This is a genomic window from Pseudonocardia bannensis, from assembly GCF_012911875.1.
GTDB lineage: Bacteria > Actinomycetota > Actinomycetes > Mycobacteriales > Pseudonocardiaceae > Pseudonocardia > Pseudonocardia bannensis.
This window is the reverse complement of sequence record NZ_JAAXKZ010000007.1, coordinates 1-26,588: the sequence shown is the minus strand read 5'-3', so window position 1 is coordinate 26,588 and position 26,588 is coordinate 1. Positions and strand designations below refer to the sequence as shown.

Sequence of the window (26,588 nt, the reverse complement as noted above, 5' to 3'; positions counted from 1 at the left end):
GTCAGGAGATCACGAGCAGGAACAGCCCGACCATCGTGTAGGCCACCATGAGCAGCACCAGCGGGATCTGGTCGGCGAGCCGGCGGTGCTCGGGCAGCAAAGCGACGCTGCGGTCGTGCGCGGCCACGACCGCGACGACGTGCCCGAGCAGGATCGCGCCGATCTGGATCCCGGCGATCAGCCCGGGGGCCGGGACCGAGGTGACCGCGCCCAGCTGCGCCCCGGCGAACTGCGACAGCCCCCGCGGACCCTCGACCAGGAGCAACGTCGCGTAATGCGCGAGGGTGTACCCCGCCGCGATGGGGATCAAGGTTCCGGCCAGCGCCCCGGCCAGCGACCCGGTGGCCACCCGGTAGGCCGCGCCGACCAGCACCATCAGGCCGAGCAGCACGACGGAGTCGAGCAGGACCCCGGGTACCGGGACCGACTGCCGCACGCTCGACCACCCGACCCAGCCCGACACCCCGTCGAAGACGGTCGACCCCCACCACACGGCCAGCAGCGCGACGAGCCCCGGCGCGACCGTCACGGCGGCCAGACCGCGCAGCGGGTTGCGCCACCCCAACCGGCCGTCGTCGAGCCGGCCGACCGGGGCGAGGGCGCCGGTCAGCGTGGAGTAGGCCTCGAACGCGTCCGCCCGGTCGAACCACCCGGAACCGAACCGCACCGCGGCCGCGGTGTGCACGACGGCGTAGAGCAGCAAGAACGCCGCGACCACCGCCGGGGAGTCCCGCACCGGGACGACGAGCTCCAGCCAGGTGAACACGACGAGCCCCACGGCCGCCGGCCGGTACCCGAGACGGGCGGGCAGTTGTGCGGTGCCCTCCGGCGGCACCCGCAGCGCCACCGCGACCAGCCGGTGCAGCGCCCGCAACGGGTTGAGCACCCGCCACACCGGGCCGAGCAGCAGCGACGCCGGCACGATCCCGACCCAGAGCAGCACGTAGAGCGCGCGCGGCGCAGGGTTGTCGTCAGGGTCCTGCGGACCCACGAAGCCGATCACCACGATCCCTGCGGCGACCAGCAGCACGAGAAGCCGGACCACCCAGCGCAACGCGGGTGCGTCGAGCGTTCGCTCCACCGCGGCCGGTAGCGGGCGGCCGCGCACGGGGCCGCCGAAGCGCGGGTGCCGCCACAGCAGCGCAACGGCCAGGAAGGACACCAGGACGACGACCCCACCGGTCTGCAGCACCAGCTCGCCGTCCAGTGGGAGGCCCTCGACGCTGCCGATCCCGTGGGCGAGGACCAGGTCGTTCCCGCCGGGCACGCTCAGACCGCCGGTTCTTCGCGGACCGTGCCGCGGCGCAGCAGGGCCACCCCGGCCGCCGCGACACCGAGCCCGCCGCCCAGCGTCAGCGCGACCAGCACACGATCCAGGCTCGCGCCCCAGGCGAACGGCACCACGGCGTCGACGAGGGTGAATGCATCGACCGGGGCGATCACGATCGCGAACAGCCCGCCGGCCGCGCAGCAGAGCAGTGGCCCGGCCGGGCGGCCGCGCAGCGTCAACACCATGCCGAACGCGCCGAGGGGCCAGCCGAGCAGCGCGTAGCCGGCCGCACTGAGCACCATCGCCACGATGTTCCGGTCCTCGGGGACGACGGCCGAACCCAGCACGTGCACCAGGTGCGCGAGGAGCACGACACCGGTGGCGGACGCCAGCACCATCCGGCCCCAGCGGCGGCCCGCGCCGATCAGTCCCGCCGCCGCGGGGAGGACGAGGGCGGTCAGCGCCGCGCCCCACCACAGGGCCGCTGACGGCGGCGCCGGCCAGTGCTGCTCGCCGCGGACCGTCACGACCTGGTCGCCGACGCGCAGCGGGATGGCCCACCCGACGCGGTCGCCGTCCGGCCGGGGCCCGGCCGCGGCCATCGTGATCCGCGGGTCGGTCCAGTAGGCCCGGGCACCGGGGGCGACGGTCGGCAGTCCGGAGAGTTGTGAGCCGGGCAGCGGTTCGACGACGACCGGCGCACCGGTGCCGTTGTCCAGCCGCATCCGGGCCCCGAACTCGACCACACGCAGGTCCAGCCCCGGGACCGGCGGGTCGATGCCGAGGACCCGCGGCTCGCTGGACGAGGACGACAGCCCGCCCGCGTGCGCCGACGCCACCCCGGCCGCGCCCGGGAACAGGATCGCCACGAGGACGACGAGCAGCAGACCCCGGGCGAGCACGCGGTCACCTTATGCGGCGGGCCGGGCACCTCGGTGCGGCCGGGGCCCCCGGCACCCGTTCACCCCGACCGTCCGCCCGATCGTCCGCAGGGCGCCGCTCACGAGACCTCGAGCTGGGCGAGCGGGTGGCCCCGCTGCTCCAGCTCCACCTCGAACACGCCCGGCAGGTCGGCCACGAAGCGCAGGGTCGTGGTGGCCCCGGCGGTGACGAAGCTGCTGCGGTCGTAGCCGTGCAGGTGCACCTCGTCGGCCACGTCGCTGGCGACGACCAGCTCGACCGTCGATCCGGCCGGGATCGCGATCCGCGCCACCCCGCCCTCGACCACGCCGCCCGCGTAGCGCAGCTCGACGCGCTGCGCGCCCTCGACGGTGACGGTCGGAGTGACCGCACCGGCCTGCCCGCCGGAACAGCCGGTGACGGTCAGGACGGTCGCGGCGAGGGCGACCAGGAGCGCGCCGGCGCGGCCGTCCCGGAGTCGTCTGGTGGTCATGATCGTGCCCTTCTGCATCGGTGCCGGCCCCACTCTCGACCGGATCGGCGGCGGCGGCCCCACCGGGGTGCGGCACCCGCCAGGTCCCGGAAGCGTCGATCATGGTCGGGCGGTCCCGGCCGCCGGGCGCACCATTCGCCGGCCGCGACCATGGCCGCGCGCCCGGCCACATCGGGTGAACGCGACCCGGCCCGTCGCGTGCGGTTGGGGGAGGATCGACACCGTGACGACCGAGCACCCTGCCGCCGCCGTCCCGGACCGGCTCTTCGACGACGACGAGCGGGAACAGCGCTGGCGGACCCGATTCACCGCGGTGCGGATCTCGCGCCCGGACTGGGCCCGCGACGCCCCGGACCGCAGCGCGTACACCTCGAACGCCAGCGGCACCACCGAGGTCTATGCCTGGGACCGTGCCACCGACCTGCACCGCCAGGTCACCTCCCGGCGCAGTGGCACGCACTCGGTGGCGCTGCCGCCCGACGGCGAGACGCTGTGGTGGTTCGACGACACCGACGGCGACGAGTTCGGCCGCTGGGTGGCCGAGCCGTTCGCGGGGCTGGCCGACGGCGCCCGGCCCGAGCCGGCCGTGCCCGGCGTCGAGGACGGCTACCCGGCCGGCCTGGAGATCGGCCGGTCGCTGACCGCCGTCGGCACGTCCACCGACGAGGGCTCGCGGATCTGGGTGCACCGCAAGGGCGACGACGCCGCAACCGTCGTCTACTTCCATCCCGAGGACGCGGGTGTCGGGGCCCTGTCCGAGGACGAGACCCTGCTCGCGATCAGCCACTCCGAGCACGGCGACTCCCGGCACCCGGCGGTGCGCGTGGTGCGGCTGGGCGACGGCACCGGCGACGGAGCCCTGGTGGCCGAGAAGTCCGACGGTGAGGGCAAGGGCCTCACCCCGCTGGTCTTCTCGCCGGTGGCGGGTGACAACCGGCTGTTGCTGCTGCACGAGCGCCGCGGCCGCGAGGAGCTGCTGATCTGGGACCCGGTCGCGGACACCGAGACCGAGCTGGAGCTGGACCTGCCCGGCGAGCTGATCGCCGACTTCTACCCCGACGCGAGCGCGCTGCTGGTGTGGCACACCCACGCCGCCCGCACCCGGCTGCACCGCTACGACCTGACCACGGGCGAGCTCACCGAGCTGGACGCGGCGCCCGGCTGCATCGGGTCCGCCGAGGTCCGCCCGGACGGGACCGTCGAGTACACGAGCTCGTCGGCGGCGGACCCCTCGTCGGTGCGGGCGCTGCATCCCGAGGGCACCGACCGCGAACTGCTGACCCCGCCCGGGGAGCGGGCGCCCGGTTCGGTCGCCGTGCAGGACGTCTGGGTCGACGGCCCGGGGGGCCGGGTGCACGCGCTCGTCGCGCGGCCCGGCGGCGGCACCGCCGACGGCCCACTGCCCACCGTGTTCAGCCTGCACGGCGGGCCGCACGCGGCCGATGAGGACCGGTTCAGCGCGGTCCGGGCGGCATGGGTGGATGCCGGGTTCGCCGTCGTGGAGGTCAACTACCGGGGTTCGACGGGGTACGGCTCCGCGTGGCGCGACGCCATCGAGGGCCGGCCGGGGCTGACCGAGCTGGCCGACGTGGCCGCGGTGCACGACTGGGCGGTGGCCGAGGGCCTGGCGGATCCGGCGCGCACCGTCGTCGAGGGCTGGTCGTGGGGTGGCTACCTGGCGCTGCTCGCGGCGGGCACCCAGCCGGAGCGGTGGGCGGCGGCGATCGGAGGGGTCCCGGTGGCCGACTACCTGACCGCGTACGCCGACGAGATGGAGCAGCTACGGGCGTTCGACCGGGCGCTGTTCGGCGGCTCCCCGGAGCAGGTGCCGGAGATCTACCGCGCCGCGTCGCCGCTCACCTACGTGGACCGGGTGCGGGCGCCGGTGCTGGTGCTGGCCGGGGAGAACGACCCGCGCTGCCCGATCCGGCAGGTGGACAACTATCTGGACGCGCTGGCCGCGGCCGGGGCCCGCTACGAGGTCAGCCGGTTCGACGCGGGGCACGGGTCGCTGGTCGTCGAGGAGACCCTGCGCCACGTCTCCACCGAGATCGACTTCGCACGCCGCATGGTGGGCTGACACCGTGAGGGGCGATGGTCGCGACGGCCACCATCGCCCCTCACGGACCTTCAGACGGTGGCGGTCAGAGCCACGTCGACGTTGCCGGCGGTCGCCTTGGAGTAGGGGCAGACCTTGTGCGCGGCCGCGACCAGGTCGTCGGCCTGGGCCTGGTCCAGGCCCGGCAGGTGCGCGGTGATCGCCGCGCTGATGGCGAAGCTGGTCTCGTCGGGCGCCAGGCTCACCGCCGCGTCGACGGTGGCGTCGTCGCTGATCGCGACGCCCTGGTTGCGCGCGACCAGGCGCAGCGCACCGTGGAAACAGGTGGCGTAGGCCGCGGCGAACAGCTGTTCGGGGTTGGTCGCACCGCCCGGGCCGCCGAGGGCCGGGGGCATCTTGAGGTCCTGGTCGATGATGCCGTCGGAGGAACGGACCCTGCCGTCCCGCCCGCCGCCCGACGATGTCGCCTGCGCCGTGTAGATCGCGTCAGCCATGCGTCCGCCCTTCCAGGGCGTCGAAGCCCCTGAGTCGAATGGATCGTGCACAACGTACTTCGGGGCGGGCGGCCACGCGGTTCGATCATGGGTGATCCCGCTGTTCCACCGGGCGTCACGTGGACGTAGCCGGCCGGTAACACCGGACGTCGACGATGGGAGTTCCCGAGGAGGTGATGGCGTGGTGCTCTGGCGCATGCACGTGGAGCTGGAGGATCGGCCGGGCCGGCTCGGCGAGCTGGCCACGGTGGTCGGTGACGCGGGGTGCAACATCATCTCGCTGCACGTCGTCGGCGAGCCCTCCGACGACGGCTCGGTGATCGACGAACTGCTGGTCGAGGTTCCCGACGACGCCGACACCTCGGCAGTGGTCCACGCCGTGGAACGAGCCGGGATCCCGTGCACGCTGCTCGTCCGGGCCGACGCGACCGAGCTCTCCGACCCGGTGACCACGGCGCTCGCGCTCGCGCGGATGGTGGCGGCCGACCCGGGCAGCGCGCCGCGCGCAGTCGCGACCATGCTGCGGGCCCGTCTGGCCGACCCGGCCGCCCCGCCCAGGAACGGCCACACCCACACCCTGCGGGTGGGCGCCCAGCAGGTGCACCTGCGCCGGGCCTGGCCGTTCACCGCGACCGAGCTGTCCCGGGCCGCGGCCCTGATGGAGCTCGCCGGCCAGCTCGGGATGCGTCTGCACGGCGCGGCAGAGCCCGACGGGCGGCGGGTGTTGCTGCACGACGGCTCCGAGGTTCGGCTGCGCACGGCACGCCCCTCCGACGGACCGCTGATCGCCGCGCTGCACGCCCGGTGCTCGCCGGAGTCACGGCGGTCCCGCTTCCTCAGCCCGACCCCGCGGCTGTCGCCGGACCGGCTCGCCGACCTGGTCGGCGACGGGCCGGGGGCCGGCCGGGCGGTACTGGCGTTGACCGTCGACGGCGGCAGCGCGGTGGGGCTGGCCAACCTCGGCGGAGTAGCCACGCCCTCCGGGGTGGCGGTGCTGGTCGAGGACTCCTGGCACGGACGGGGCCTCGGTACGGCACTGATCCGCCGCATCGTCGAGCTGGCCCAGGAGCACGGGCACGCGGAGCTCACCGCCGTCGCGCCCACCGACAACGTGCGGCTCACCCGGCTGCTGCGCCGGGCCGGGCTGCGCCCCACCGCCGAGATCGTGGCCGGGCAGCTGTTCGTCCGCGCGCCCCTCGCCCGCCCGGCGCCGGCGGCCTGAGCAGGCCACGCGAGCGGAAAAGCGCCGGCTCACCCGTCGAAAAGTGCCGACTCGCGGGGCGGGGAACGGACGGACGGCCTCAGCCGCCGAACAGTTCGAGCAGCCGCTCCGGCGGGCGGGCGACCACCGCGCGGTCACCCACCAGCACGATCGGGCGTTCGATGAGGATCGGGTTCGCGGCCAGCGCGTCGAGCAGCGCGTCCCGGTCGGCGTCGGCCAGTCCCAGCTCGCGGTAGCGCGCCTCCCCGGTGCGGGTGATCGCACGCGGGTCGTCGGTGCCGAGCCGGCGCAGCACGTCCTCGATCTCGGCACGCCCGGGCGCCTCGTCGAGATAGCGGACGACGTCCGCCTCCACCCCCTGTGCGGCGAGCAGGGCGAGCGCGCCGCGGCTCTTGGAGCAGCGCGGGTTGTGCCAGACGGTGGCCCGGTCCTCGTTCGTCACGACGGAATCGTAGGAGAGACGGGATGCTGACGGGTATGAACGTCACCGGCGGAACGCTCGTCTTCGACGGCGACTGCGGCTTCTGCACCCGCAGCCTGGGCTGGCTGCGGCTGCTGGACACGAAGCACCGGGTGACCACGGCACCGTTCCAGCGCCCGGATGCGCCGATGATGGTCGACGCCACACCCGAGCAGTGCGCGGCCGCCCTGCGCTGGAAGGGGTCGGACGGTACGACCGCCGAAGGGGCGGCCGCGATCAACGCGGCGCTGTCGGCCGCGTTGCACACCGACCTGCCGCTGCGGGTGTACCGGCACACCCAGGCCGTCCAGGAGCGGCTCTACGACTGGGTGGCGCGCCACCGCGGGCGGCTACCGGGCATGACGCCCTGGTGCGAGCGCTTCCCGGCCGACTGCGGCCGGTCAGGATGACCCGGTGGCTCGCACGGGGATCGCAACCTACCGCCGGGTGCTCGCACAGCCGGGTGTCGGCGCGCTGGCCGTGATCGCCTTCGCGACCAGGGTGCCCGCCTCGGCCGCCGCGACCGGCTGACCCTGCACGTCGTGATCGGCCTGGGCCACGGATACGCGGCGGCCGGCGCGGTCGGCGCCGCCGGCACGATCGGGACGGCGGTGGGAGCGCCGCTGCTGGGCCGGCTCGTCGATCACCGCGGCCTGCGCACGATGATCGTGCTGACGCTCTGCGCGGAGGTCGTGTTCTGAGGAGCGCACCGTGGCTGCCCTACCCCGCACTGCTGGCCGGTGCCGCCGCGCTCGTGGCCCGGCGGCCGGCCTCCGCGGTCACCCCGCTGCGAGTCCCGGGCTGGCCGGCTGATCGACGAAGACCTCGTCGAGCGCGAAGGTCTCGATGTCGAGCACGAACCCACGCACCCTGGTCTCCGGCACGAGGAACGGGTCGTGGCGCAGCTGCGCCATGTCCCGCCGCACGCTGACGGACGGGTCGCGGAACGCGTGCGTCCGCCACGGCGGGCGCATCCCGACCTCGTGCGCGAGTTCCTCGGAGAAGTCGTCGTCGGTGAACGTGGCCAAACCGCAGCCGCTGTGCTGCACGAGCAGCACGTCGCGGGTCCCGAGCTTGCGCTGGCTGATCGTCAGGGACCGGATCACGTCGTCGGTGACCACCCCGCCCGCATTCCGCAGCACGTGCACCTCGCCGAGCTTCAGCCCGAACAGGGCGAAGACGTCGATGCGTGAGTCCATGCAGGTGAGCACCGCAGTGTGGAGTGCAGGGGGGACGGCCAGGCCCTCCGCATTGGCCGCGGCGAGCGTCCCTCCCCCAGCCTCGTACCGGTGCAGCAGTTCGTCGTTGCTCACGCACTCACAGTAACCCCGCGCGGCCCCCACGCGCGCACTGTGACGCGGCCCGACGCGGATGGCGAGGCAGCTCACCCGGACCGGCGGGGATAGGCTCCCGCCACCATCGTCGGGCCCCGGGAGCGCTTCGATAACCACCGTTCAGTTCGATTCGGGTTCGGTCGTAGCGCCGGCGGGCCGCCGGGCGCGGATCGGGGCCGTCCTCGCACCCGGCGCGGTCTACCTCGGGATGCGCCTGATCGGCGTCCTCGGCCTGGCCTGGCTGGCCGGGCGCAACGGTTCGGCCCTCCTCGACGAGCTGCACACCTGGGACGGTTCCTGGCTGCTCGCGATCGCCGGCGACGGGTACGCCGGCGTGCCGGCGGAGATGGTCGACGCGTTCGGCCGGCGGGCCCCGGACACCCCACTCGGGTTCTTCCCCGGATACCCGGCCGCTGTCGCCGTGGTCGGGTGGTTCACCGGCGGGAACCTGGTCGCCGCCGGTCTCGTGGTCTCGCTACTGGCCGGCGTGGCCGCGGCGTACGGGCTGACCCGCATCGGGGAGCTGGTGCCGGGTGGGTCGCGGCGGGCAGGCCTGCTGCTGACCGGCCTGTTCGCCGCGACCCCCATGGGCGTCGTACTGAGCATGACCTACACCGAGGCGCTGTTCTGCGCGCTGGCCGCCTGGTCGCTGGTCTGGGTGCTGCAGCGGCAGTGGCTGGCAGCCGGCACCGCGTGCGCGCTGGCCGGGCTGGTCCGGCCCACGGCCAACGCGCTGGTGCTCGCGGTGGGCCTCGCCGCGCTGGTCGCCGTGGTGCGGCGTCGCGACGGGGTACGGCCCTGGCTCGGCGGGCTGCTCGCGGTGTCGGGGTTGGTCGGCTACCTGGCCTACGTCGCAGGCCGCACCGGCGCACTCGGCGGCTGGTTCGCGATCCAGCGCACCGGCTGGGGCTGGTACGTCGACGGCGGCGCCGAGACGGTGACCTACCTGCGTGACGTGCTGGTCGCCGGGGAACGTGTGTACGACGTGGCCACCCTGATCGTGCTCGTCGGCGCAGTGGTCCTGCTCGGGATCGCCATCACGATGCGGTTGCCGTGGCCCCTGCTGGTCTACGGCTCCGGGGTGCTGCTCACCGTGTGGGCCACCGCAGGGCTGATGAACACCAAGATCCGGCTGTTGATCCCGGCGTTCGTGCTGCTGCTGCCGATCGCGCTCGGCCTGTCCCGGTGCCGGCGGGCAACCGCGATCGGGATGCTGGCCGCGGTAGCGCTGAGCTCGGCCTGGTTCGGCGGGTATGCACTCACGATCTGGAACTACGGGATCTGACCCCGCGTCCCGCCGTTCGCGGACCCGGTTCGGGATTCACGGCGCGTGACCACGGCAGCGCCGACCACACCGACGCACAGCAGCCTCGTTGCCGCTCGCTCACGGCAACGAGGCTGCTGAGGTGGGGAGGGGTGCGGCGGCTACAGGCCGGCGGCCACCGTCTCGGCGATCTCGTAGGTGTTCAGCGCGGCGCCCTTGCGCAGGTTGTCCCCGCACACGAACAGCTCGAGGGTGTTCGGGAAGTCCAGCGCCTGCCGGATCCGGCCGACCCACGTCGGGTCGTCACCGACGACCGCGGCGGGGGTCGGCCACTCGCCGGCGGCGGGATCGTCGCGCAGCACGATGGTCGGCTGGGCGGCCAGCACCTTGCGCGCGGCGTCCACCGACACCTCGCGGCCGAACGTCGCGTGAACTGCGAGCGCGTGCGTGGTCACCACCGGGACCCGGACGCAGGTCGCCGACACCTTCAGGTCCGGGATGCCCAGGATCTTCCGCGACTCGTTGCGGACCTTGAGCTCCTCGGACGACCAGCCGTCGTCCTTGAGCGAACCGGCCCACGGCACGACGTTGAGCGCGAGCGGCGCGGGGAATGGCGAGTCCGAATCGGGACCGACGCCGAGCCCGGCCTCCGCGAGGGCCTCGGCGACGTCGCCACCGCGCACCCCGACGTCCTTGCCGGCCACGGCGGCGAGCTCGGCGTAGAGCCGGTCGATGCCGGGCTGCCCGGCACCGGACGCCGCCTGGTAGGAGGACACGACGAGCTCGCGCAGCTCGAACTCGCGGTGCAGCGCGCCCATCGCGGCCATCATCGACAGTGTCGTGCAGTTGGGGTTCGCGATGATCCCCTTGGGCCGGTCGGCGGCCTTGTCGGCGTTGACCTCGGGTACCACGAGCGGGACCTCGGGGTCCATCCGGAACGCGCCGGAGTTGTCGACCGCGACGGCCCCGCGGGCCGCGGCGATCGGCGCCCACTCCGCGCTGACCTCGTCGGGCACGTCGAACAGCGCGACGTCGACGCCGTCGAAGACCTCGGGGGCGAGCTCGAGCACAGTGATGTCCTCACCGCGCACACGCAGCACCTTGCCCGCCGAACGGGCCGACGCCACGAGCCGGATCTCGCTCCACGGCACGGTCTCCCGCGCGTCGATGATCTCGATCATGGTCGAACCGACGGCCCCGGTGGCACCGACGATCGCGACGACCGGCCCCTGCCGGTGCGCGCCGCTCATCGCTCGTCCTCGCTGTGCTCGGCCGACCGCTGCGCGGCGGCGCTGTGCTGGATCATTCGCTCGCTCCGCTCGCTCATCGCCCGGTCCCCGCGTGCACGACGGCCTGCTCGTCGCCGCCGAGCTCGAACGCCCCGTGCAGCGCGCGCACCGCGTCGTCGAGCTGGTCCGCCCGGCAGATCACCGAGATCCGGATCTCCGAGGTGTTCATGGTCTCGATGTTGATCCCCGCGTCGGACAGTGCCTCGCAGAACGTGGCCGTGACCCCGGGGTGGTTGCGCATGCCCGCGCCGACCAGCGAGACCTTGCCGACCTCGGGGTCGTAGATGACCTCGGAGAAGCCGATCTCGGACTTCGCCTTCTCCAGCGCGGCGACCGCGGTCGGCCCGTCGGTGCGCGGCAGCGAGAAGGTGATGTCGGTGCGGCGGTCGTCGGAGTGCGACACGTTCTGCAGCACCATGTCGATGTTGATCTCGGCGTCCGCGACGGTCCGGAAGATGCGGGCGGCCATGCCCGGGGTGTCGGGGACCCCGGTGATCGTGATCTTGCCTTCGGACCGGTCGTGCGCGACCCCGGTGATGATCGCCTGTTCCACGGGAATCTCCTCGATCGAGCCGGCGACGAGGGTCCCCGGCTTGTCGTTGTACGAGCTGCGGACGCGGAGCGGCACGTTGTAGCGCCGGGCGTACTCCACCGCGCGCAGGTGCAGCACCTTCGCGCCGCACGCCGCCATCTCGAGCATCTCCTCATAGGTGATGGTGTCGAGGTGCTGGGCGTCGGACACGATCCGCGGATCGGCGCTGAAGATGCCGTCAACGTCGGTGTAGATCTCGCAGACGTCGGCCTCCAGGGCGGCGGCGAGCGCCACCGCCGTGGTGTCCGAGCCGCCGCGGCCGAGCGTGGTGATGTCCTTCGAGTCCTCGCTCATCCCCTGGAAACCGGCAACGAGCACGATCGAGCCCTCGTCCAGCGCGTTGCGCAGCCGGCCGGGGTTGACCTGCACGATCCGGGCGTCGCCGTGCTTCGAGGTGGTGAGCATCCCGGCCTGCGAGCCGGTGAACGAGCGGGCGTCGGCACCGAGGGCGTGGATGGCCATCGCGACGAGGGCGTTGGAGATCCGCTCCCCCGCGGTGAGCAGCATGTCCATCTCGCGCGCCGGAGGTGCCGGGCAGACCTGCTCGGCGAGATCGGTCAGCTCATCGGTGGTGTCTCCCATCGCGGAGACCACGACCACGACGTCGTGACCCTCTTTGCGGGTCCGGACGATCCGCTCAGCGACCTTCTTGATGCGGTCTGCGTCCTGAACCGATGAGCCGCCGTACTTCTGCACGACGAGGGCCACGCCGACCTCCTGTCCTGACGCCGTGACCACAGTGCGGACGGCGTCGTGGGGGTTTCGAGGCCCGGGCGCGGTCCACTCGTGGTGACGCGCCGGCCCGGGCGCTGGTCGGGAGCCCACCCTACCGGGGGTCCGGCGGCCTCGTTAACCTCAATGATGGATGCCACTGAGGCCGGCGTCACACCGCGTCCACGGTCTCCTCATCACGGGGGTGAACCCGATCGACACCGTGCGCGGTGCCTCGCCGCCGGTCCGCCGCGGCCCCGAACCGGGGCCCGGCCTGCAGGGGGACCGGTTCTCCCGGGTGGCGGTCGCGCTCGCCCCGGCGGCGGTCTTCGCGCTCGTCCGCGGGCTCGGGTTGCTGGTGCTGGCCGTGCTGGCTGCGGCGAACGACACCCGGCTGGGCGACGCCCTGGGTGCCTGGGACGGGCGGTGGTTCCTCGGTCTCGCCCAGGGTGGCTACGACGGCGTGCCGGCCGGGCTGGCCGACGCCAACGGGGTGCGCACCGCGGAGACCCCGCTGGCGTTCTTCCCCGGGTATCCGGCGACGGCGGCCACCGTCCGCTTCCTCACCGCGCTGCCACTGTCCGCCGCCGGTGTGGTGGCCGCCGCGCTGGCCGGGATGGTGGCCGCCTACGGGGTGTGCCGGATCGGCGAGCTCGTCCCGGGCGGGTCCCGACGGACCGGGCTCGTCATGGTCGCGCTGTTCGCCGCGTCGCCCATGGGCGTCGTGCTGACCATGGCCTACTCCGAGTCGCTTTTCTGCGCTCTCGCCGCCTGGTCGCTGGTCGGGGTGCTGTCCCGGCGCTGGCTGTTCGCGGGCGTGATGTGCGCGCTGGCCGGGCTCGTCCGCCCGGCGGCGGCGGCCCTGGTGCTGGCGGTCGGGGTGGCGGCGCTGGTCGCTGTACTGCAGGGACGCGACGGCTGGCGGCCGTGGCTGGGTGCGGCGCTGGCCCCGCTCGGGCTGGTGGGCTACCTGGGGTGGGTGGCCGCGCGCACCGGTTCGCTCACCGGCTGGTTCGAGCTGCAGGAACGCGGGTGGGGCTCCCGGTTCGACGGCGGCGCCGCGACGCTGGAGTTCGCCGCGTCGGTGCTGGTCAGCGGACAGTCGGTGCTCGAGGTCGCGACGGTGGCGGTGCTGGCGGGCGGGTTGTGGCTGCTCGTGGTGAGCGCGGCCCGGTCCGTCCGCGGACAGCTGCCCTGGCCGTTGGTCGTGTACGGGGCAGGTGTGCTGATCATGGATCTCGGCAGCAACGGCCTGATGAACTCCAAGGCGCGGCTGTTGGTCCCGGCGTTCGTCCTGCTGATCCCGGTGGCCCTCGAACTGGCCCGCCGCCACCCGCGGACGACGGTGCCGGTGCTGGTCGCGGTCGGGCTGGGTTCGGCCTGGTTCGGCGGCTACGCGCTCACCGCCTGGCCGTACGCGATCTGATCGGGCCCAGTCCGGCCGCGACCGTGGTCGGATCTCAGCAGGCGACTCGCGACGCGGGCGTCCACCGTCGGGAGAACACCAGCAGCACGACCGTCAGCAGGAACAGCATGATCAGCGCGCGGTGCTCGACGGCGACGACCTGAGCCGTGCCGAGTTCACCACCCGCGGTGCCGGGACCTGAAGCCTTGAGGATCGATCAGCCGAGACGGCGCACGATCCGCACGACGACGGCGGTGATGGCGAACCAGATGGCCGCGGCCACCCCGTAGTTCAGCGTGACCGCGAGCTTGGGCTCGTCGGGCAGGAACAGGTCGTCCAGGCCGAGGTTGAACTGGGCGGCCAGGTTGGCGACGAAGATGGTCAACCCGTTCGCCGGGTTGGCGTCGAGCAGGGTGAGCACGATGTGCAGGACGAGGACGAGCGCGATCGCCGTCCCTATGACCCGCGCCACGGTTCCCAGCAGGCCCGCGCCCCGACGTGCAGTGGTTCCCACGCTCACCCGTCCTCCTCGCTGCCGCTCGCCGCCCCTCGACGGACAGCCATACTCGCAGGTAGGTTCGAACCCGGCCGCGACACGACGTAGCCCGATCGGGTGTCACCGCCGACCCGCCTCCCGTGGGTTCCGAAGGCCACCTTGCCCCGACCCCGGCCGCCGGGGTTATGGTGACCGCGTGGTGCACCTGCTCCTTCGCCGCCGCGGCGGGGTCTGACCGACCGGCCCCTCGTCGCGGGTTGGCGCACGCGCCGGTCACGTCCTCCCATTGACGCACCGGCCGACACCCCAGGAGCACCCCCGCGATGACAACCTCGCCCGACGCCTACACCTCCGCGTCCAGCAGCCGGCTACGCACTCCGTCGCGCCCGGCCCCGGACGATCAGCCGGCCTGGAATCCCCAACGGGGCTCCCATCTGCCGGTCCACCGCTACCGCCCCTTCCATGAGCAGGTCGAGCCGGTATCGCTGCCCGACCGCACCTGGCCGGACAAGCGCATCACCAAGGCCCCCCTGTGGTGCGCGGTCGACCTGCGGGACGGCAACCAGGCGCTGATCGACCCGATGAGCCCCGCCCGTAAACGGCGCATGTTCGACCTGCTCGTCCGCATGGGCTACAAGGAGATCGAGGTCGGCTTCCCGGCGGCCAGCCAGACCGACTTCGACTTCGTCCGCGAGATCATCGAGGGCGACGCGATCCCCGACGACGTCACCATCCAGGTGCTGACCCAGGCCCGCCCGGAACTCATCGAACGCACCTACGAGGCCTGCGAGGGCGCGCCCCGGGCGATCGTGCACCTCTACAACTCCACCTCGATCCTGCAGCGCCGGGTCGTCTTCCGGGCCGACCGCCAGGGCATCGCCAAGATCGCCACGGACGGCGCCGAGGAGGTGCTGCGGTTCAGCGAGAAGTACCCGAACACCGACTGGCGGTTCGAGTACTCCCCGGAGTCCTACACCGGCACCGAACTGCAGTACGCCGTGGACGTGTGCAACGCGGTCAGCGAGATCTGGCAGCCCACGCCGGAGTCGCCGATGATCGTCAACCTGCCGGCGACCGTCGAGATGGCCACCCCGAACGTCTACGCCGACTCCATCGAGTGGATGCATCGCAATCTGGCGCGTCGCGAGGGGATCGTGCTGAGCCTGCACCCGCACAACGACCGCGGCACCGGAGTCGCCGCCGCCGAGCTGGGCTACCAGGCCGGTGCCGACCGCATCGAGGGGTGCCTGTTCGGCAACGGCGAGCGCACCGGCAACGTCGACCTGGTCACGCTGGGGATGAACCTGTTCACCCAGGGCATCGACCCGCAGATCGACTTCTCCGACATCGACGAGATCCGCCGCACCGTCGAGTACTGCAACCAGCTGCCCGTGGCCGAGCGCCACCCGTGGGGCGGCGACCTGGTCTACACCGCGTTCTCCGGAAGCCACCAGGACGCGATCAACAAGGGCTTCGACGCGATGCGGGCCGACGCCGCCGCGGCGGGCGTGGAGGTCGACGAGTACCGCTGGGAGGTCCCGTACCTGCCGGTGGACCCGAAGGACATCGGCCGCACGTATGAGGCCGTGATCCGGGTGAACTCGCAGTCCGGCAAGGGCGGCGTCGCCTACATCATGAAGGCCGAGCACCAGCTGGAGCTGCCCCGGCGGCTGCAGATGGAGTTCTCGAAGGTGATCCAGGAGGTCACCGACTCCGAGGGCGGCGAGGTCTCGCCCAAGGAGATGCGCGACGTCTTCGAGGACGAGTACCTGGAGCGGGTCACCCCGCTGAAGCTGATCCGGCACCGGCTGACCAGCGACGGCGAGGGCCGTGACGAGATCGTCGCGACCGTGCGCGTGGAGAACGACATCCACGAGATCACCGGCAGCGGCAACGGCCCGATAGCGGCTTTCGTCGACGCGCTGGCCGGGATCGGCTTCGACGTCCGGGTGCTGGACTACCACGAGCACGCGATGGCGGCCGGCGACGACGCCCGTGCCGCGGCCTACGTCGAGTGCGCCGTCGAGGACACCGTGCTCTGGGGCGTCGGCGTCAACGGCTCGATCGTGAGCGCCTCGCTCAAGGCGGTCGTGTCGGCGATCAACCGCGCGATGCGCTGATACACCCGTGAGTGGCGGGTGGTGCCAGGGCACCACCCGCCACTTGCGCGGCCGCTAGGCCATCTTGCGACCCTCCACGAAGAACGCCATGATCGCGGACGTCGCGAGGTGGCCGGCCGGCACCTCGTCCTGTCGGCGGATCGCACCGAACGGTGCGTTCCAGAAGGGGCCGTGGCACGGCGTCCACGGCGCGACGTAGGCGTAAGGCCGGGTGTTGGCCGCGTCGCCCGCGGAGACCCCGTAGTCGATCTCATCGAGCTGGATACCGAGGTCGAAGTGCTCGGGCCACAGCACGGGTTCGCAGCCGGGGACGAAGTTCCGCAGGGCGTGGTCCCCTGTCGCGAACCAGTCGGCCATCAGCTCGGCCGCGGCCGGGTCGACGACGAGTTGCTCGTTGGGCCCGACCCCCGAGGTGTCGGTGTACAGCCCCTCGGGCGGGCCCGGCTCGACACCGGCGGCGGCGCCCAGCTCACGGCAGGTGCCGCGCAGCGGGACCCGGCCGGCATCGTCGCCGTCCCACACCAGCTCGGTGCCCTCCACCCGCAGCGGGCCGGCCACCTGACCGAACCCGCCGGGGGTGACCCGCAGCCGGATGGTGCCGTGCTCCCGGTACTGCGGCCCGGCCAGCACCATCTCCGCGATTCCGTGCAGGGACCGCCGCGTCGCGGTGAGCACCTGTTCGTCCATGTTCTACGGATACCCCATGCGGGTCCGGGAGTGCGCACCGTTCGGCGGCAACGAGCCTCGGGCCGGTAGCGGCGGCGAGACGGGCGTCAGCTCTCCCCGGCCGTCGCCGTCCGTTCGACGCAGCGTCGGCATACGCACGGGCGACACCCACCCTTCCGGCGGTACGGGCCGCGGTGATCACAACGAACCGGTAACGTCGTGACCGTGCCGTTACCGGTGGCCCCGATCGCCGCGTACCTGGCCCTGCTGGTCTGGTCCAGCGTGCCGTTCGCGCCCGCCGAGCCCTTCCTCCTCGCCGCAGGTTCCTACGCCGCCTCGGGCCCGCTCTCACTCTGGATCGCGATCGTCGCGGCCGCCGCCGGGTCCTTCGCCAGCGACCTCGCGAAGTACGCCCTGGGCCGGGTGGCGGGCGCCGCCCTGCTCCGCCGGTTGCGACGTCGGCCGGCGGGCGCGCGGGCGGTGGCCTGGATCGAGGCCCGGGTGCTGCGGGCCGGTCCTGCGGCCATCGCACCGTCCTACTTCGTGCCGTTCGGAGTCGTCGCCGCGACGGTCCTGTGCGGCGCGCTGCGGATGCCCGTGCGCGGTGTGGCCCTGGCGTCGGCGTGTGGGGCGGTGCTGTGGTCGTCGGCGTTCCTGCTGCTCGGCTACGCGGGGGGTGCGCTGACCGGGAACCCGTTGATCGGGTCGGCCGTCGCGGTGCCGGCCGCGGTGCTGATCGGCCTGCTCGTGCGCAAGCGCACCACCGACCGGGTCGGGCCGACGACCGGCTCGCCCGAACCCGCCCTGACCGGCGGCGTCAGCGGCCCAGGACCTCGGTGACCGAACCCGGCAGCTCCGGCGGCAGGCCGGGAGCCAAGGGGTCGTCACCGGCGATCACGGGTTCGACCCGGTGCGGTCGCAACCGGCCGTCGCGGATCGCCTCGGCGTGATGGCAGGCCACCCGATGGCCCGGGTCACCACCCGGGATCACCCGCAGCTGCGGGCGCTCGTCGGCACAGCGGTCGGGCCGGCGCCACGGGCAGCGGGTGTGGAAGCGACACCCGCTCGGGGGTGACGCCGGCGAGGGCAGATCGCCGGTGAGCAGGATCCGCTCGCGGCGGTCCTCGAGCACCGGATCGGGCACCGGGACCGCGGAGAGCAGGGCCCGCGTGTACGGGTGCAGCGGATCGCCGTAGAGGGCCGGCGACGGCGCCTCCTCGACGATCCCGCCCAGGTACATCACGCCGACCCGGTCACTGACGTGGCGGACCACGGCCAGGTCGTGCGCGATCACCAGGTAGGTCAGGCCGAGCCGGTCCTGCAGCCGCCCGAGCAGGTTGAGCACCTGCGCCTGGACCGAGACGTCGAGCGCGGAGACCGGCTCGTCGGCGACGATCAGGTCGGGCTCGACGCACAGCGCCCGGGCGATCCCGATGCGCTGGCGCTGACCGCCGGAGAACTCGTGCGGGTATCGGCGCAGCGCTCCGATCGGCAGCCCCACGGCGTCGACGAGCTCGTGGAGCCGGGCTGCGTCGGCTTCCGCGCCCTTGCTGAGCCCGTGCGCCCGGATCCCCTCCATCAGCAGGGACCCGACCGACTGGCGCGGATCCAGGCTGGACAGCGGGTCCTGGAACACCATCTGGAACCGGCGACGCATCCGGCGCAGCGGCTCACCGGACAGGCCGGCGACGTCGGTGCCGTCGAACCGGACGGCCCCACCCGTCGGGTCGACGAGCCGCAGGATCGCCCGCCCCAGCGTGGACTTCCCGCAGCCCGACTCCCCGACCAGCCCGTAGGTCTCGCCGCGGCGGATCATCAGCGAGACGCCGTCGACCGCACGGATGTGGCCCACGGTGCGGTCGACGAGCACCCCACGCCTGATCGGGAAGTGCACGGCCAGGTCGGAGACCTCGAGCAGCGTGTCCGTCATCCTCGCTCCGTGCTCATCGGGCGGCTCATCCGGCGCTCGCCGGAACCGGGTTGTGGCAGCGCAACAGCCGCCCGCCGATCTCCTCGGGGGCCGGGGTGCGCTGCTCGCACGCCTCCATCGCCCGCGGGCAGCGCGGCGCGAACGCGCACCCGTGCGCCCACGGAAGGTTGTCGTTGACCGAGCCGGGGATCGCGACCAACTCCTCCCCCGGCGCGGAGTCCAGCCGGGGGATCGAGCTCAGCAGCCCGTGCGTGTACGGGTGGCGCGGGGTGGCGAACAGCCGGTGCCGCTGCGACCGCTCCACGATCCGCCCGCCGTAGAGGACGTTCACCGTGTCGCACAGCCCCGCGACCACGCCGAGGTCGTGCGTGATCATGATCAGCGCGGCGCCCGTCTCGGCGACCAGCTCGGCGAGCAGCCCGAGGATCTGCGCCTGGATGGTCACGTCCAGCGCGGTGGTCGGCTCATCGGCGATGAGCAGCCGCGGTCGGCAGGCCAGCGCGATGGCGATCAGCGCCCGCTGGCGCATCCCGCCCGAGAGCTGGTGCGGGTACGAGCCGAGCCGGCGGCGGGGGTCGGGGATGCCCACCCGGTCCAGCAGCTCGGCGGCCTCCCGGCGCGCCGGCTCCTTGCGCATACCGCGGTGCCGGCGCAGCACCTCGGTGACCTGCACTCCGATCGGGACGACGGGGTTGAGCGAGGACAGCGGGTCCTGGAAGACCATGCTCAGGTCGCGACCGCGCCGCTCGCGCATGGCCGCGTCGGAGAGCCCGAGCAGGTCGATGCCGTCCATCCGCACCTCGCCGGCGACCCGGTTCCCGCGTTCGGGTAACAGCCGCATGATCGCCAGCGAGGTCACCGACTTCCCGCAGCCCGACTCCCCGACCAGGCCGACGATCTCCCCCGGCGCCACGGCGAAGTCGACCCCGTCGACGGCGACGGTGTCCGGTCCCCCGCGCCGGGCGAAGGTCACCCGCAGGTCCCGCACCTCCAGCAACGGCGCCCCGATCCCCCGCTCGGCACCCGCGGCAGCACTCATCGGCGTCCCTTCGGGTCGAGGGCCTCACGGAGCGACTCTCCCAGCAGTGTGAAGCCCAGAGCCACCGCGATGATCGCGACCGCCGGGTAGACCGCCAGCGCGGGCCGGACGTCGAGGTAGGCCTGCGCCTGCGCCAGCATGAGCCCCCATTCGGCCCGGGCCGGGTCGGCATCGCCGAGGCCCAGGAAGGACAGCGCGGCGGCGTCCAGGATGGACGTCGCGAGGGTGAGCGTCGCCTGGACGATCACCGGGCCGATCGCGTTGGGCAGCATGTGCCGCAGCACGACGGCCCGGCGGCGCACCCCGAGCGCCGTGGCGGCCACGACGTGGTCGCTCTCCCGCTGCGCGAGCATCGACCCGCGCAGCAGCCGTGCGAAGATCGGCACGCTGACGATGGACACCGCGATGATCACGGTGGTCTGGCTGGGCCGGGCGGCCAGCGCGGCGATCGAGACGGCCAGCAGCAGGCTCGGCACCGACAGCAGCACGTCGGTGACACGCATCAGGACCGTGTCGGCCCAGCCACCGAACGCGCCGGCGACCGCCCCGATCACGATCCCCGCCGCCAGCCCGATCAGGGTGGCCAGCACCCCGACCAGCAGCGTCTGCTGCGCGGCCAGGATCATCCGGGAGAGGAAGTCCCGGCCCAGTTGGTCGCTGCCCAGCGGGAAGCCGGTCCGCGGGCCGGGGATCGAACCCGGCCGCAGGTCCTGCTGCAGCTCCGGGAAGCTCTGCGCGGCCGGGTGCGGGGCGAGCATCGGCGCCAGCACGGCGACGATCACGAACAGGCCGACGAGCACGGCGCCGCTGATCGCGACCGGGTCGCGACGCAGCCGCCGCCACGCCTCCGAGCCGAGGCTGCGGCCGGCCGCCAGATCGTCGATGCGGGCCTTGCGCCGCTGCGTCCAGGTCGTGGTCACGACAACCTCACCCGCGGGTCGATGATCGCGTAGGAGAGGTCGACCAACAGGTTGACCAGCACGTACACCAGCGCGCCGAGCAGCAGCAACGCCTGCAGCCGGGGGTAGTCGCGCTGCTCGATGCCCTGGGCCAGCAGGGTGCCGATACCACCCCAGACGAAGACCTTCTCGGTGAGTACCGCCCCCGCGAGCAGCAACCCGGTCTGCAACCCGATGGTGGTCGACACCGGGAGCAGCGCGTTCCGCAGCACGTGCCGGCCGCGCACGGTGCTCGGCGCGAGCCCCTTGGCGTTGGCGGTGCGCACGAAGTCCGACCCCAGCACGTCGAGGACCGAGGCCCGGGTGATGCGGACGATCACGGCGAGCGGGATGGTGGCCAGCGCGACGGCCGGCAGCACCAGGTGCGTGAGCGCGTCCCAGCTCGCGTCGAGCTCCCGGGTCAGCAGCCCGTCGAGCACCGCGAAACCGGTGACGTTCGTGGCGTCGATCCCGACCGACTGCCGGCCCGACGGCGGGAAGAGTCCCAGCTCGACGGCGAAGACCGCCTTGAGCAGGTAGCCCAGGAAGAACACCGGCACGGCGACCCCGACCAGGGTTCCGATCACCGTGGCGACGTCGAGCGGACGGCCCCGGTGGCGGGCGGACAGGTAGCCCAGCGGAATCCCCAGCGTCACGGCGATCAGCAGCGCGGCCACCGACAGCTCGACGGTCGCCGGTAGCGCGCGGCCGATCTCGCTGAGCACCGGCTCCCCGGTGATCTGCGAGTTGCCCAGGTCCCCGGTGAACGCGCGGCCGAGGAAACGCAGGTACTGGACCCACACGGGCTGGTCCAGGCCGAGCACCCGGTTGAGCTCGGCGACCCGCTCGGGCGTGGCGCGGTCACCGAGGAAGGCGCTGGCCGGACCGCCGGGCAGCGACCTCAGCCAGGCGAAGACCAGCACCGACAGCAGCAGCAGGGTCGGAACGACCTGCAGCAACCGGCGCACGACGAAACGCAGCATCGTTCCCCTTCGTACCGTCCCGACCCCGGTGGCACCGCGCGGGAGCGGCGCCACCGGGCGCGTTCAGCCCTTGCTGACCGTGTAGAACCGCTCGTCGGTCAGCGGGGACGGGACCACTCCGGAGATGTTGTTGCGGACGACCAGGGCCGCCGCCGAGCTGCTGACCGGCACCGCCGGCAGGTACTTCGCCATGATGTCGCGGTTGACCTGCTCGTAGGCCGCGGCGTGGGCCGCCGGGTCGACGGTGGCGTCGGCCGCCGCGATCTGCGCGGACAGCGCCGGGTCGTCGAAACCGAACTCGGGCTTGGGCCGCCCGAAGAAGGTGCCCACGAAGTTCCCGGCATCGTTGTAGTCACCGGTCCAGCCCAGCAGGTGCAGGTCGTGGTTGCCGCTGACCGTCACCGAGTCGAGGTAGCCGCCGTTCCACGGCTGCGGCACCGGGTTCACGGTGATCCCCACCTGCCGCAGGTTCTCCGCCAGAGCGGTGAAGATGTTGGTCGGGTTCGGCATGTACGGCCGGGTGACCTCGGTCGGGTAGTAGAAGTTCAGCGTCAGGTTCGACTGGCCGGCCTCGGCGAGCAGCTGCCGGGCTCGGTCCGGGTCGTAGGCGTAGGCCTGGGTGTCGGGCGCGTAGCCGTCCACCGTCTCGGGCATGAACTGCGTCGCGACCACCGCGCCCTCGGGCAGCTGGTTGCGCACCAGCGCCTCGCGGTCCAGCGCGTAGGCGATGGCCTGGCGGATCCGCAGGTCCTTCAGCGCCGGGTTGTTCTTGCCGTTGATCCCCAGGTACAGGATGTTGAACGGCGGCCGGACCAGGACGTTGAAGCCCTCGCTCTTCAGCGAGTCCCAGTCGGCCGGCGAGGGCAGGTCGTACCCGTCGATCGTGCCCGCCCGCAGTTCCTGCTTGCGCGCGTTCTCGTCCGGGATCACCTTGAAGATCAGCCGGTCGAGCTTGGCCTTCTCGCCCCAGTAGTCGTCGTTGCGGACCAGCGTGATCGTGTTCGCCGTCCGGTCGAAGCTCTCGAACTTGAACGGCCCTGTGCCGGTCGGGTGCGCGGTGGCGTACTCGCTGTAGGTGAACGCGTCGCCGGACTGCTCGATCTGGTCGGCGTTGTACTGGCGCAGCGCGGTCGGGCTGGAGATCGACAGCGAGGTGAGGCCGAAGGCGGCGGGGAAGGCCCCCTTGGCCTTGTTCAGCTTGAGGACCGCGGTGCTCGGGTTCTGCGCGGTGCAGGAGTTGTAGACCGGCTCGCCCGCCGTCTCACCCTGGTTGTTCGCGAAGCCCTCGAAGGTGTCGGCGTAGTAGATGGCCTGGCTCTGGGCGGCGGCGTTGGGGAGGTTGAACCAGCGGTCGAAGTTGAAACAGACCGCCTCGGCGTTGAGGTCGGTGCCGTCGTGGAACTTCACGCCCTCACGCAGGGTGAACGTCCAGACGGTGCCGTTCTCACTCGGCGTCCACGCGGTCGCCAGCCCCGGGGCCAGGTCGCTCGTGCCCTGCTTGTAGGTGATCAGGGTGTCGAACATCTGCCGCGCGGGCCGGAAGGTCTCGCCGTCCTGCGCGAAGATCGGGTCGAAGTTGTCGGGCGCGCCGGGAGCTCCGAAGACCATCGTCCCACCGGTGGCGCCCGACCCGACCGCGCCGGCGTCGCGCCCGGATTCGGCGCAGGCGGCGAGGGAGAGCGTGAGCGCGCCGGCGGCGATGGCGGCGAGCAGACGTCGGGAGGATGGCATGCGGGCACCTCGAGATCGTCGGTGTGCGTAGGTGACGCCAGACGGTAATGCCCTTGACTACCGATAGGTAGCTTATTGAGTCACGGTTGGGCTACGGGTAGCTCAAATCGACCTCAAGCTCACGCAGCGTAATGTCCACACTGGTCCGGCTTCACGCCGAACCATCTCGCCGAGCATTCGCCGGCCCCCGCGGCGGCATCAGCCGAGGTCGAACTCGCCGTTCTTCACACCGGCGACGAATGCCGCCCACTCGTCGGCAGTGAAGACGAGCGGCCGACGCTCGCGGTCCTTGCTGTCGCGGACCGCGACTTGCCCCTCCGGGGTCCGGCCGACCTCGACGCAGTCGCCCCAGCTGCAGAAACTGCTGACCTTGAACTCGATCACCGCAGGCCCTTCTCGGAAGTCAGGCGGTGACGGTACCGGCTGATCAACTCGATCGACGCCGCGGGGCCGAGAGCACGCCCGACCACATCGGAATGCACGTCCTGATAGAGCTTCACGTCGGCGTCACCGTCGAGATAGGAGTCGCCCGCGTGCCCTTCGATGTAGACGATGTCGTGGAGTGCGCCGGAGAACTCCAGGATCGTGAACTGCCCGGCCAGCGCGCGGTGGAAACCGGCGTCGAACGGGAGGACCCGGACCTCGACGTTCGACAGCGCGGCGAGTTCGAGGATGTGCCCGAGTTGCCCGGCCATCACCTCCGGACCGCCGACGAGCCGGTTCAGCAGCCCCTCGTCGAGGACGACGGACAGGTACAGCGGGGACTCGCGGCGCCGCAGCGCGCGTTGTCGGTGGGCCCGGAGCTCGACCAGGCGCTCGATCTCGGCCGGCCCGTTGTGCTGCAGGAACTCGGTCATGATCTCGCGCGCGTACTCCGGGGTCTGCACCAGGCCGTGAAGCGCGGTCGCATTGAACGCCCGGACCCTGGCCGCCTCGGTCTCCAGGGCGGGGTATCGACCCGGCGAGTCCATCACGAACCGCTCCGGCTGCACGCCCTCCGTGTACGGCTCCCACCAGCCCTGCTCCCGGCTGTCCCGGACCAGCCGGATGAGCATGTCGCGTTCGGTGTCGGACGTGACGCCGTAGATCCGCATCAGCTCGCGGACGTCGGGAAGCTTGGGGATCCCCTTGCCCGTCTCCAGCCTGCTGATCTTCGACGTCGAGCAGGTCAGCTGCTCGGCGACGTCATCGAGGTGCAACCCGGCCTTCGTGCGGAGTCGGCGCAGTTCGGCGCCGAGGCGACGCCTCGGGCCGGCCGGACCCTGCGCAGCAACCATGCGAACTTCCTGTCACCGGAGCGGTTGATTGTCACGCAATGGCGGTTACGCATCGAGGTCATGCACTGGCCCGAATGGGTGAACCAGGCAATCCCACCGCCATGCAATTGCATCGTGCGATCCCGTCGGGCAATCTAAGCACAGGTCGACCCGAGTGGTCAGCACCATCTCCGCCCGGGGCCCACCGGAGAGGAGGCCGCCGTGATCAGCATCCGGCTCGCGCCGTCCTCCCGCCCGCGCCACCGGCCCGCCGGGCCCGCGTCCGGGGCCCGGACCGCCTCGATCCACCACCCCGCCCCGGCCGGCGCCGGGGTCCACAGCCTCCCGGCGACCGCCGGTCAGGACACCACAGGAAGGGGAACCACGATGGTCACCACACGCAGCACGCACCGCAGCGCGCCCGCCGGGAAGGCGGTCCGCCGGCGTCGGGGCAGGTGGTCGCCATGATCGCCGTCATCGCCATCGGCTTCGCCCTGTTGATCGTCATCGCCGTCGTCGTCGGCGTTCTCGACGCGGCCCGGGCGGACGCCTGGCGGCGCGTCGCCGCCGAGCGCCGTCGCGTCTGGGAGCTGCGTCAGCAGTTGCAGCACCACCATGTCGCCGACCACGACACCTGGGACGACGACTGACCGAACATGGAGGACGGCGCGCCCCACGGGGAGGGGCACGCCGGACGGCGCCGACTACAGCGCGCGGCGGCCGGACAACGCCCGGCCCAGGGTCAGCTCGTCGGCGAACTCCAGGTCGCCGCCCATGGGCAGGCCCGAGGCCAGCCGGGTCACCGACAGGCCGGGAAAGTCCCGCAGCAGCCGGACCAGGTACGTCGCGGTCGCCTCACCCTCGGTGTTGGGGTCGGTCGCGATGATGACCTCGGCGATCTCGGTCTCGTCCGATGCGGGGCCGGTGCCACCCAGCCGGGCCAGCAGTTCACGGATCCGCAGCCCGTCGGGGCCGATTCCGGCCAGCGGGTCCAGCGCTCCACCCAACACGTGATAGCGGCCCTTGAACTCGCGGGTCCGCTCGACCGCCTGCACATCCTTCGGCTCCTCGACCACGCAGACGACCGTCGGGTCCCGGCGGGCGTCCGAGCAGTACCGGCAGCGCTCCTTCTCCGAGACGTTGCCGCACACGTCGCAGAACCGCACTCCCTGCTTGACCCGCTGGAGCACGTCCTGAAGCCGTGACACGTCGGCCGGATCGGCCGCCAGCAGGTGGAACGCGATGCGCTGCGCGCTCTTCGGGCCGACGCCGGGCAACCGGCCCAGCTCGTCGATCAGGTCCTGGACCGGTCCTTCGAACACGTCAGACGCCGGGCAGGCCCAGGCCGCCGGCCGCGTCGCCCAGACCGCCGGCGAGCGGTCCCATCTTCTCCGCCTGCAGCCGCTGCGCGGCCCGGGTGGCGTCGTGAATGGCACCGACCACGAGGTCCTGCAGCGTCTCCACGTCGTCCGGGTCGACCACCTGCGGGTCGATGCGGACACCGCGCACGTCACCGGCGGCGGTCATCGTCACCTGCACGAGGCCGTTCCCGGCCTGACCGGTCACCTCGGCCTCGGCCAGCTCGGCCTGTGCGGCCATGAGCTGCTCCTGCATCTTCTGCGCCTGCTGCAGAATCATCGCCATGTCCGGCTGACCCTGACCCGGTTGCACCAGCGCTCTCCTCAGGCTCGCCCCCGCGTCGCCCCGGGGGTGTCTCCCGCGCGTGTCCCACGCGCGGACTACTCCGTCGCCAGGGTAACCGTGTCAGGCTGGGTGCCGTGTTCGCCCCGCGCCGCGCTGTGACGGTACTGCTGTCCGGGCTCGTACTGGCCGGCGCGCTGGGCAGTTGCGCCGCCGGCGGCGCGCCCACCGCCCAGGAGCCGGCGCCGGCCCCGAGCGCGGCCGCCACCTCGAGCCCACCGCCCACTCCCCGCTC

At 72.7% G+C, this 26,588-nt stretch carries 28 protein-coding genes; 9 read left to right on the top strand and 19 right to left on the bottom strand.

From position 1 onward, the window contains the following. Position 1: 1 nt before the first annotated feature. From HF519_RS03420 to HF519_RS03410, 3 genes are all read right to left on the bottom strand, one after another. On the bottom strand, positions 2-1,267 hold the full coding sequence (locus HF519_RS03420) for a hypothetical protein (RefSeq protein ID WP_211169474.1): 1,266 nt from the start codon (positions 1,265-1,267) through the stop codon (positions 2-4). 2 nt (positions 1,268-1,269) lie between these two features. After that, complete coding sequence (locus HF519_RS03415; protein ID WP_169410144.1) at positions 1,270-2,172, bottom strand: hypothetical protein; 903 nt, start codon at positions 2,170-2,172, stop codon at positions 1,270-1,272. Between the two features lie 98 nt (positions 2,173-2,270). Continuing rightward, positions 2,271-2,663 (bottom strand): cupredoxin domain-containing protein, encoded by a 393-nt coding sequence (locus HF519_RS03410; RefSeq protein ID WP_169410143.1) that lies wholly within the window; start codon positions 2,661-2,663, stop codon positions 2,271-2,273. 223 nt (positions 2,664-2,886) lie between these two features. Between HF519_RS03410 and HF519_RS03405 the strand changes: the two genes are divergently transcribed. Then, on the top strand, positions 2,887-4,743 hold the full coding sequence (locus HF519_RS03405; protein WP_169410142.1) for a S9 family peptidase: 1,857 nt from the start codon (positions 2,887-2,889) through the stop codon (positions 4,741-4,743). A 50-nt stretch (positions 4,744-4,793) separates the two neighbouring features. Here HF519_RS03405 and HF519_RS03400 read toward each other — a convergent pair whose 3' ends face one another. Continuing rightward, entirely contained in the window at positions 4,794-5,216 is a 423-nt protein-coding gene (locus HF519_RS03400) for an organic hydroperoxide resistance protein (protein WP_169410141.1), read from the bottom strand. Between the two features lie 181 nt (positions 5,217-5,397). Between HF519_RS03400 and HF519_RS32670 the strand changes: the two genes are divergently transcribed. Next, positions 5,398-6,438 (top strand): GNAT family N-acetyltransferase, encoded by a 1,041-nt coding sequence (locus HF519_RS32670; RefSeq protein WP_169410140.1) that lies wholly within the window; start codon positions 5,398-5,400, stop codon positions 6,436-6,438. Between the two features lie 79 nt (positions 6,439-6,517). Here HF519_RS32670 and arsC read toward each other — a convergent pair whose 3' ends face one another. Next, positions 6,518-6,880 carry an arsenate reductase (glutaredoxin) gene (gene arsC / locus HF519_RS03390; RefSeq protein WP_169410139.1) on the bottom strand — a complete coding sequence of 121 codons (363 nt, stop codon included), beginning with the start codon at positions 6,878-6,880 and terminating at the stop codon, positions 6,518-6,520. A 23-nt stretch (positions 6,881-6,903) separates the two neighbouring features. On the opposite strand from arsC, the gene HF519_RS03385 reads away from it, so the two are divergent. Further along, on the top strand, positions 6,904-7,308 hold the full coding sequence (locus tag HF519_RS03385; protein WP_246242346.1) for a thiol-disulfide oxidoreductase DCC family protein: 405 nt from the start codon (positions 6,904-6,906) through the stop codon (positions 7,306-7,308). A gap of 132 nt (positions 7,309-7,440) precedes the next feature. After that, on the top strand, positions 7,441-7,599 hold the full coding sequence (locus tag HF519_RS03380) for a hypothetical protein (protein WP_169410138.1): 159 nt from the start codon (positions 7,441-7,443) through the stop codon (positions 7,597-7,599). 78 nt (positions 7,600-7,677) lie between these two features. Here the strand turns inward: HF519_RS03380 and HF519_RS03375 are convergent, their stop codons facing one another. Further along, a complete protein-coding gene (locus tag HF519_RS03375; RefSeq protein ID WP_169410137.1) occupies positions 7,678-8,211 on the bottom strand; it encodes a beta-class carbonic anhydrase in 534 nt (177 codons plus the stop codon). Positions 8,212-8,440: 229 nt separating this feature from the next. On the opposite strand from HF519_RS03375, the gene HF519_RS03370 reads away from it, so the two are divergent. Further along, on the top strand, positions 8,441-9,517 hold the full coding sequence (locus HF519_RS03370; RefSeq protein ID WP_211169473.1) for a hypothetical protein: 1,077 nt from the start codon (positions 8,441-8,443) through the stop codon (positions 9,515-9,517). A 140-nt stretch (positions 9,518-9,657) separates the two neighbouring features. Here HF519_RS03370 and HF519_RS03365 read toward each other — a convergent pair whose 3' ends face one another. After that, complete coding sequence (locus HF519_RS03365) at positions 9,658-10,746, bottom strand: aspartate-semialdehyde dehydrogenase (protein ID WP_169410136.1); 1,089 nt, start codon at positions 10,744-10,746, stop codon at positions 9,658-9,660. 73 nt (positions 10,747-10,819) lie between these two features. Next, positions 10,820-12,085, bottom strand: a complete 1,266-nt coding sequence (locus tag HF519_RS03360) for an aspartate kinase (protein WP_169410135.1) — start codon at positions 12,083-12,085, stop codon at positions 10,820-10,822. A 208-nt stretch (positions 12,086-12,293) separates the two neighbouring features. On the opposite strand from HF519_RS03360, the gene HF519_RS03355 reads away from it, so the two are divergent. After that, positions 12,294-13,514 carry a hypothetical protein gene (locus HF519_RS03355; RefSeq protein WP_312859868.1) on the top strand — a complete coding sequence of 407 codons (1,221 nt, stop codon included), beginning with the start codon at positions 12,294-12,296 and terminating at the stop codon, positions 13,512-13,514. A gap of 196 nt (positions 13,515-13,710) precedes the next feature. Here the strand turns inward: HF519_RS03355 and HF519_RS03350 are convergent, their stop codons facing one another. Beyond that, complete coding sequence (locus tag HF519_RS03350; protein ID WP_169410134.1) at positions 13,711-14,013, bottom strand: hypothetical protein; 303 nt, start codon at positions 14,011-14,013, stop codon at positions 13,711-13,713. 299 nt (positions 14,014-14,312) lie between these two features. Between HF519_RS03350 and leuA the strand changes: the two genes are divergently transcribed. Beyond that, the gene (gene leuA, locus HF519_RS03345) at positions 14,313-16,109 is read left to right on the top strand and encodes a 2-isopropylmalate synthase (protein WP_169410133.1); all 1,797 of its coding nucleotides are present in this window, start codon (positions 14,313-14,315) and stop codon (positions 16,107-16,109) included. Between the two features lie 54 nt (positions 16,110-16,163). On the opposite strand, the gene HF519_RS03340 is transcribed toward leuA, so the two are convergent. Continuing rightward, a complete protein-coding gene (locus tag HF519_RS03340) occupies positions 16,164-16,796 on the bottom strand; it encodes a hypothetical protein (protein ID WP_169410132.1) in 633 nt (210 codons plus the stop codon). A 204-nt stretch (positions 16,797-17,000) separates the two neighbouring features. Here HF519_RS03340 and HF519_RS03335 point away from each other — a divergent pair, with 204 nt between their 5' ends. Next, a complete protein-coding gene (locus HF519_RS03335) occupies positions 17,001-17,615 on the top strand; it encodes a DedA family protein (RefSeq protein WP_169410131.1) in 615 nt (204 codons plus the stop codon). Here the strand turns inward: HF519_RS03335 and HF519_RS03330 are convergent. The 7 genes from HF519_RS03330 to HF519_RS03300 all read right to left on the bottom strand — a co-directional run bounded on the left by HF519_RS03330 (position 17,593) and on the right by HF519_RS03300 (position 24,673). Continuing rightward, entirely contained in the window at positions 17,593-18,705 is a 1,113-nt protein-coding gene (locus HF519_RS03330) for an ABC transporter ATP-binding protein (protein WP_169410130.1), read from the bottom strand. The two genes, HF519_RS03335 and HF519_RS03330, sit on opposite strands and share 23 nt — an antisense overlap. A 25-nt stretch (positions 18,706-18,730) precedes the next feature. Beyond that, a complete protein-coding gene (locus tag HF519_RS03325) occupies positions 18,731-19,744 on the bottom strand; it encodes an ABC transporter ATP-binding protein (protein WP_169410129.1) in 1,014 nt (337 codons plus the stop codon). Next, positions 19,741-20,664, bottom strand: coding sequence for an ABC transporter permease (locus HF519_RS03320; protein WP_169410128.1), 924 nt, complete (start codon positions 20,662-20,664; stop codon positions 19,741-19,743). The genes HF519_RS03325 and HF519_RS03320 overlap by 4 nt, the downstream gene beginning before the upstream one ends. Next, positions 20,661-21,665 (bottom strand): ABC transporter permease, encoded by a 1,005-nt coding sequence (locus HF519_RS03315; RefSeq protein ID WP_169410127.1) that lies wholly within the window; start codon positions 21,663-21,665, stop codon positions 20,661-20,663. Before HF519_RS03315 ends, HF519_RS03320 begins: the two co-directional genes overlap by 4 nt. A gap of 63 nt (positions 21,666-21,728) precedes the next feature. Continuing rightward, a complete protein-coding gene (locus HF519_RS03310) occupies positions 21,729-23,396 on the bottom strand; it encodes an ABC transporter substrate-binding protein (RefSeq protein ID WP_169410126.1) in 1,668 nt (555 codons plus the stop codon). A gap of 198 nt (positions 23,397-23,594) precedes the next feature. Further along, positions 23,595-23,780 carry a DUF397 domain-containing protein gene (locus tag HF519_RS03305; RefSeq protein WP_169410125.1) on the bottom strand — a complete coding sequence of 62 codons (186 nt, stop codon included), beginning with the start codon at positions 23,778-23,780 and terminating at the stop codon, positions 23,595-23,597. Beyond that, complete coding sequence (locus HF519_RS03300; RefSeq protein WP_169410124.1) at positions 23,777-24,673, bottom strand: helix-turn-helix domain-containing protein; 897 nt, start codon at positions 24,671-24,673, stop codon at positions 23,777-23,779. Before HF519_RS03300 ends, HF519_RS03305 begins: the two co-directional genes overlap by 4 nt. Positions 24,674-25,116: 443 nt before the next feature. On the opposite strand from HF519_RS03300, the gene HF519_RS03295 reads away from it, so the two are divergent. Further along, positions 25,117-25,302: a hypothetical protein gene (locus HF519_RS03295; RefSeq protein WP_169410123.1), complete on the top strand. Its 186-nt coding sequence runs from the start codon at positions 25,117-25,119 to the stop codon at positions 25,300-25,302. A gap of 54 nt (positions 25,303-25,356) precedes the next feature. Here the strand turns inward: HF519_RS03295 and recR are convergent, their stop codons facing one another. Both recR and HF519_RS03285 read right to left on the bottom strand, forming a co-directional pair. Further along, entirely contained in the window at positions 25,357-25,974 is a 618-nt protein-coding gene (gene recR / locus HF519_RS03290) for a recombination mediator RecR (RefSeq protein ID WP_169410122.1), read from the bottom strand. Position 25,975: 1 nt separating this feature from the next. Next, positions 25,976-26,326: a YbaB/EbfC family nucleoid-associated protein gene (locus HF519_RS03285; RefSeq protein ID WP_211169480.1), complete on the bottom strand. Its 351-nt coding sequence runs from the start codon at positions 26,324-26,326 to the stop codon at positions 25,976-25,978. Between the last annotated feature and the right edge of the window lie 262 nt (positions 26,327-26,588).

Excerpts from the sequence above, each read along its gene's own strand:
- HF519_RS03410 (WP_169410143.1), bottom strand. The coding sequence starts at position 2,663 with ATGACCACCAGACGACTCCGGGACGGCCGCGCCGGCGCGCTCCTGGTC.
- HF519_RS03400 (WP_169410141.1), bottom strand. The coding sequence starts at position 5,216 with ATGGCTGACGCGATCTACACGGCGCAGGCGACATCGTCGGGCGGCGGG.
- HF519_RS03385 (WP_246242346.1), top strand. The coding sequence starts at position 6,904 with ATGCTGACGGGTATGAACGTCACCGGCGGAACGCTCGTCTTCGACGGC.
- HF519_RS03370 (WP_211169473.1), top strand. The coding sequence starts at position 8,441 with ATGCGCCTGATCGGCGTCCTCGGCCTGGCCTGGCTGGCCGGGCGCAAC.
- HF519_RS03365 (WP_169410136.1), bottom strand. The coding sequence starts at position 10,746 with ATGAGCGGCGCGCACCGGCAGGGGCCGGTCGTCGCGATCGTCGGTGCC.
- leuA (WP_169410133.1), top strand. The coding sequence starts at position 14,313 with ATGACAACCTCGCCCGACGCCTACACCTCCGCGTCCAGCAGCCGGCTA.
- HF519_RS03340 (WP_169410132.1), bottom strand. The coding sequence starts at position 16,796 with ATGGACGAACAGGTGCTCACCGCGACGCGGCGGTCCCTGCACGGAATC.
- HF519_RS03330 (WP_169410130.1), bottom strand. The coding sequence starts at position 18,705 with ATGACGGACACGCTGCTCGAGGTCTCCGACCTGGCCGTGCACTTCCCG.
- HF519_RS03325 (WP_169410129.1), bottom strand. The coding sequence starts at position 19,744 with ATGAGTGCTGCCGCGGGTGCCGAGCGGGGGATCGGGGCGCCGTTGCTG.
- HF519_RS03315 (WP_169410127.1), bottom strand. The coding sequence starts at position 21,665 with ATGCTGCGTTTCGTCGTGCGCCGGTTGCTGCAGGTCGTTCCGACCCTG.
- HF519_RS03310 (WP_169410126.1), bottom strand. The coding sequence starts at position 23,396 with ATGCCATCCTCCCGACGTCTGCTCGCCGCCATCGCCGCCGGCGCGCTC.
- HF519_RS03300 (WP_169410124.1), bottom strand. The coding sequence starts at position 24,673 with ATGGTTGCTGCGCAGGGTCCGGCCGGCCCGAGGCGTCGCCTCGGCGCC.
- HF519_RS03295 (WP_169410123.1), top strand. The coding sequence starts at position 25,117 with ATGATCGCCGTCATCGCCATCGGCTTCGCCCTGTTGATCGTCATCGCC.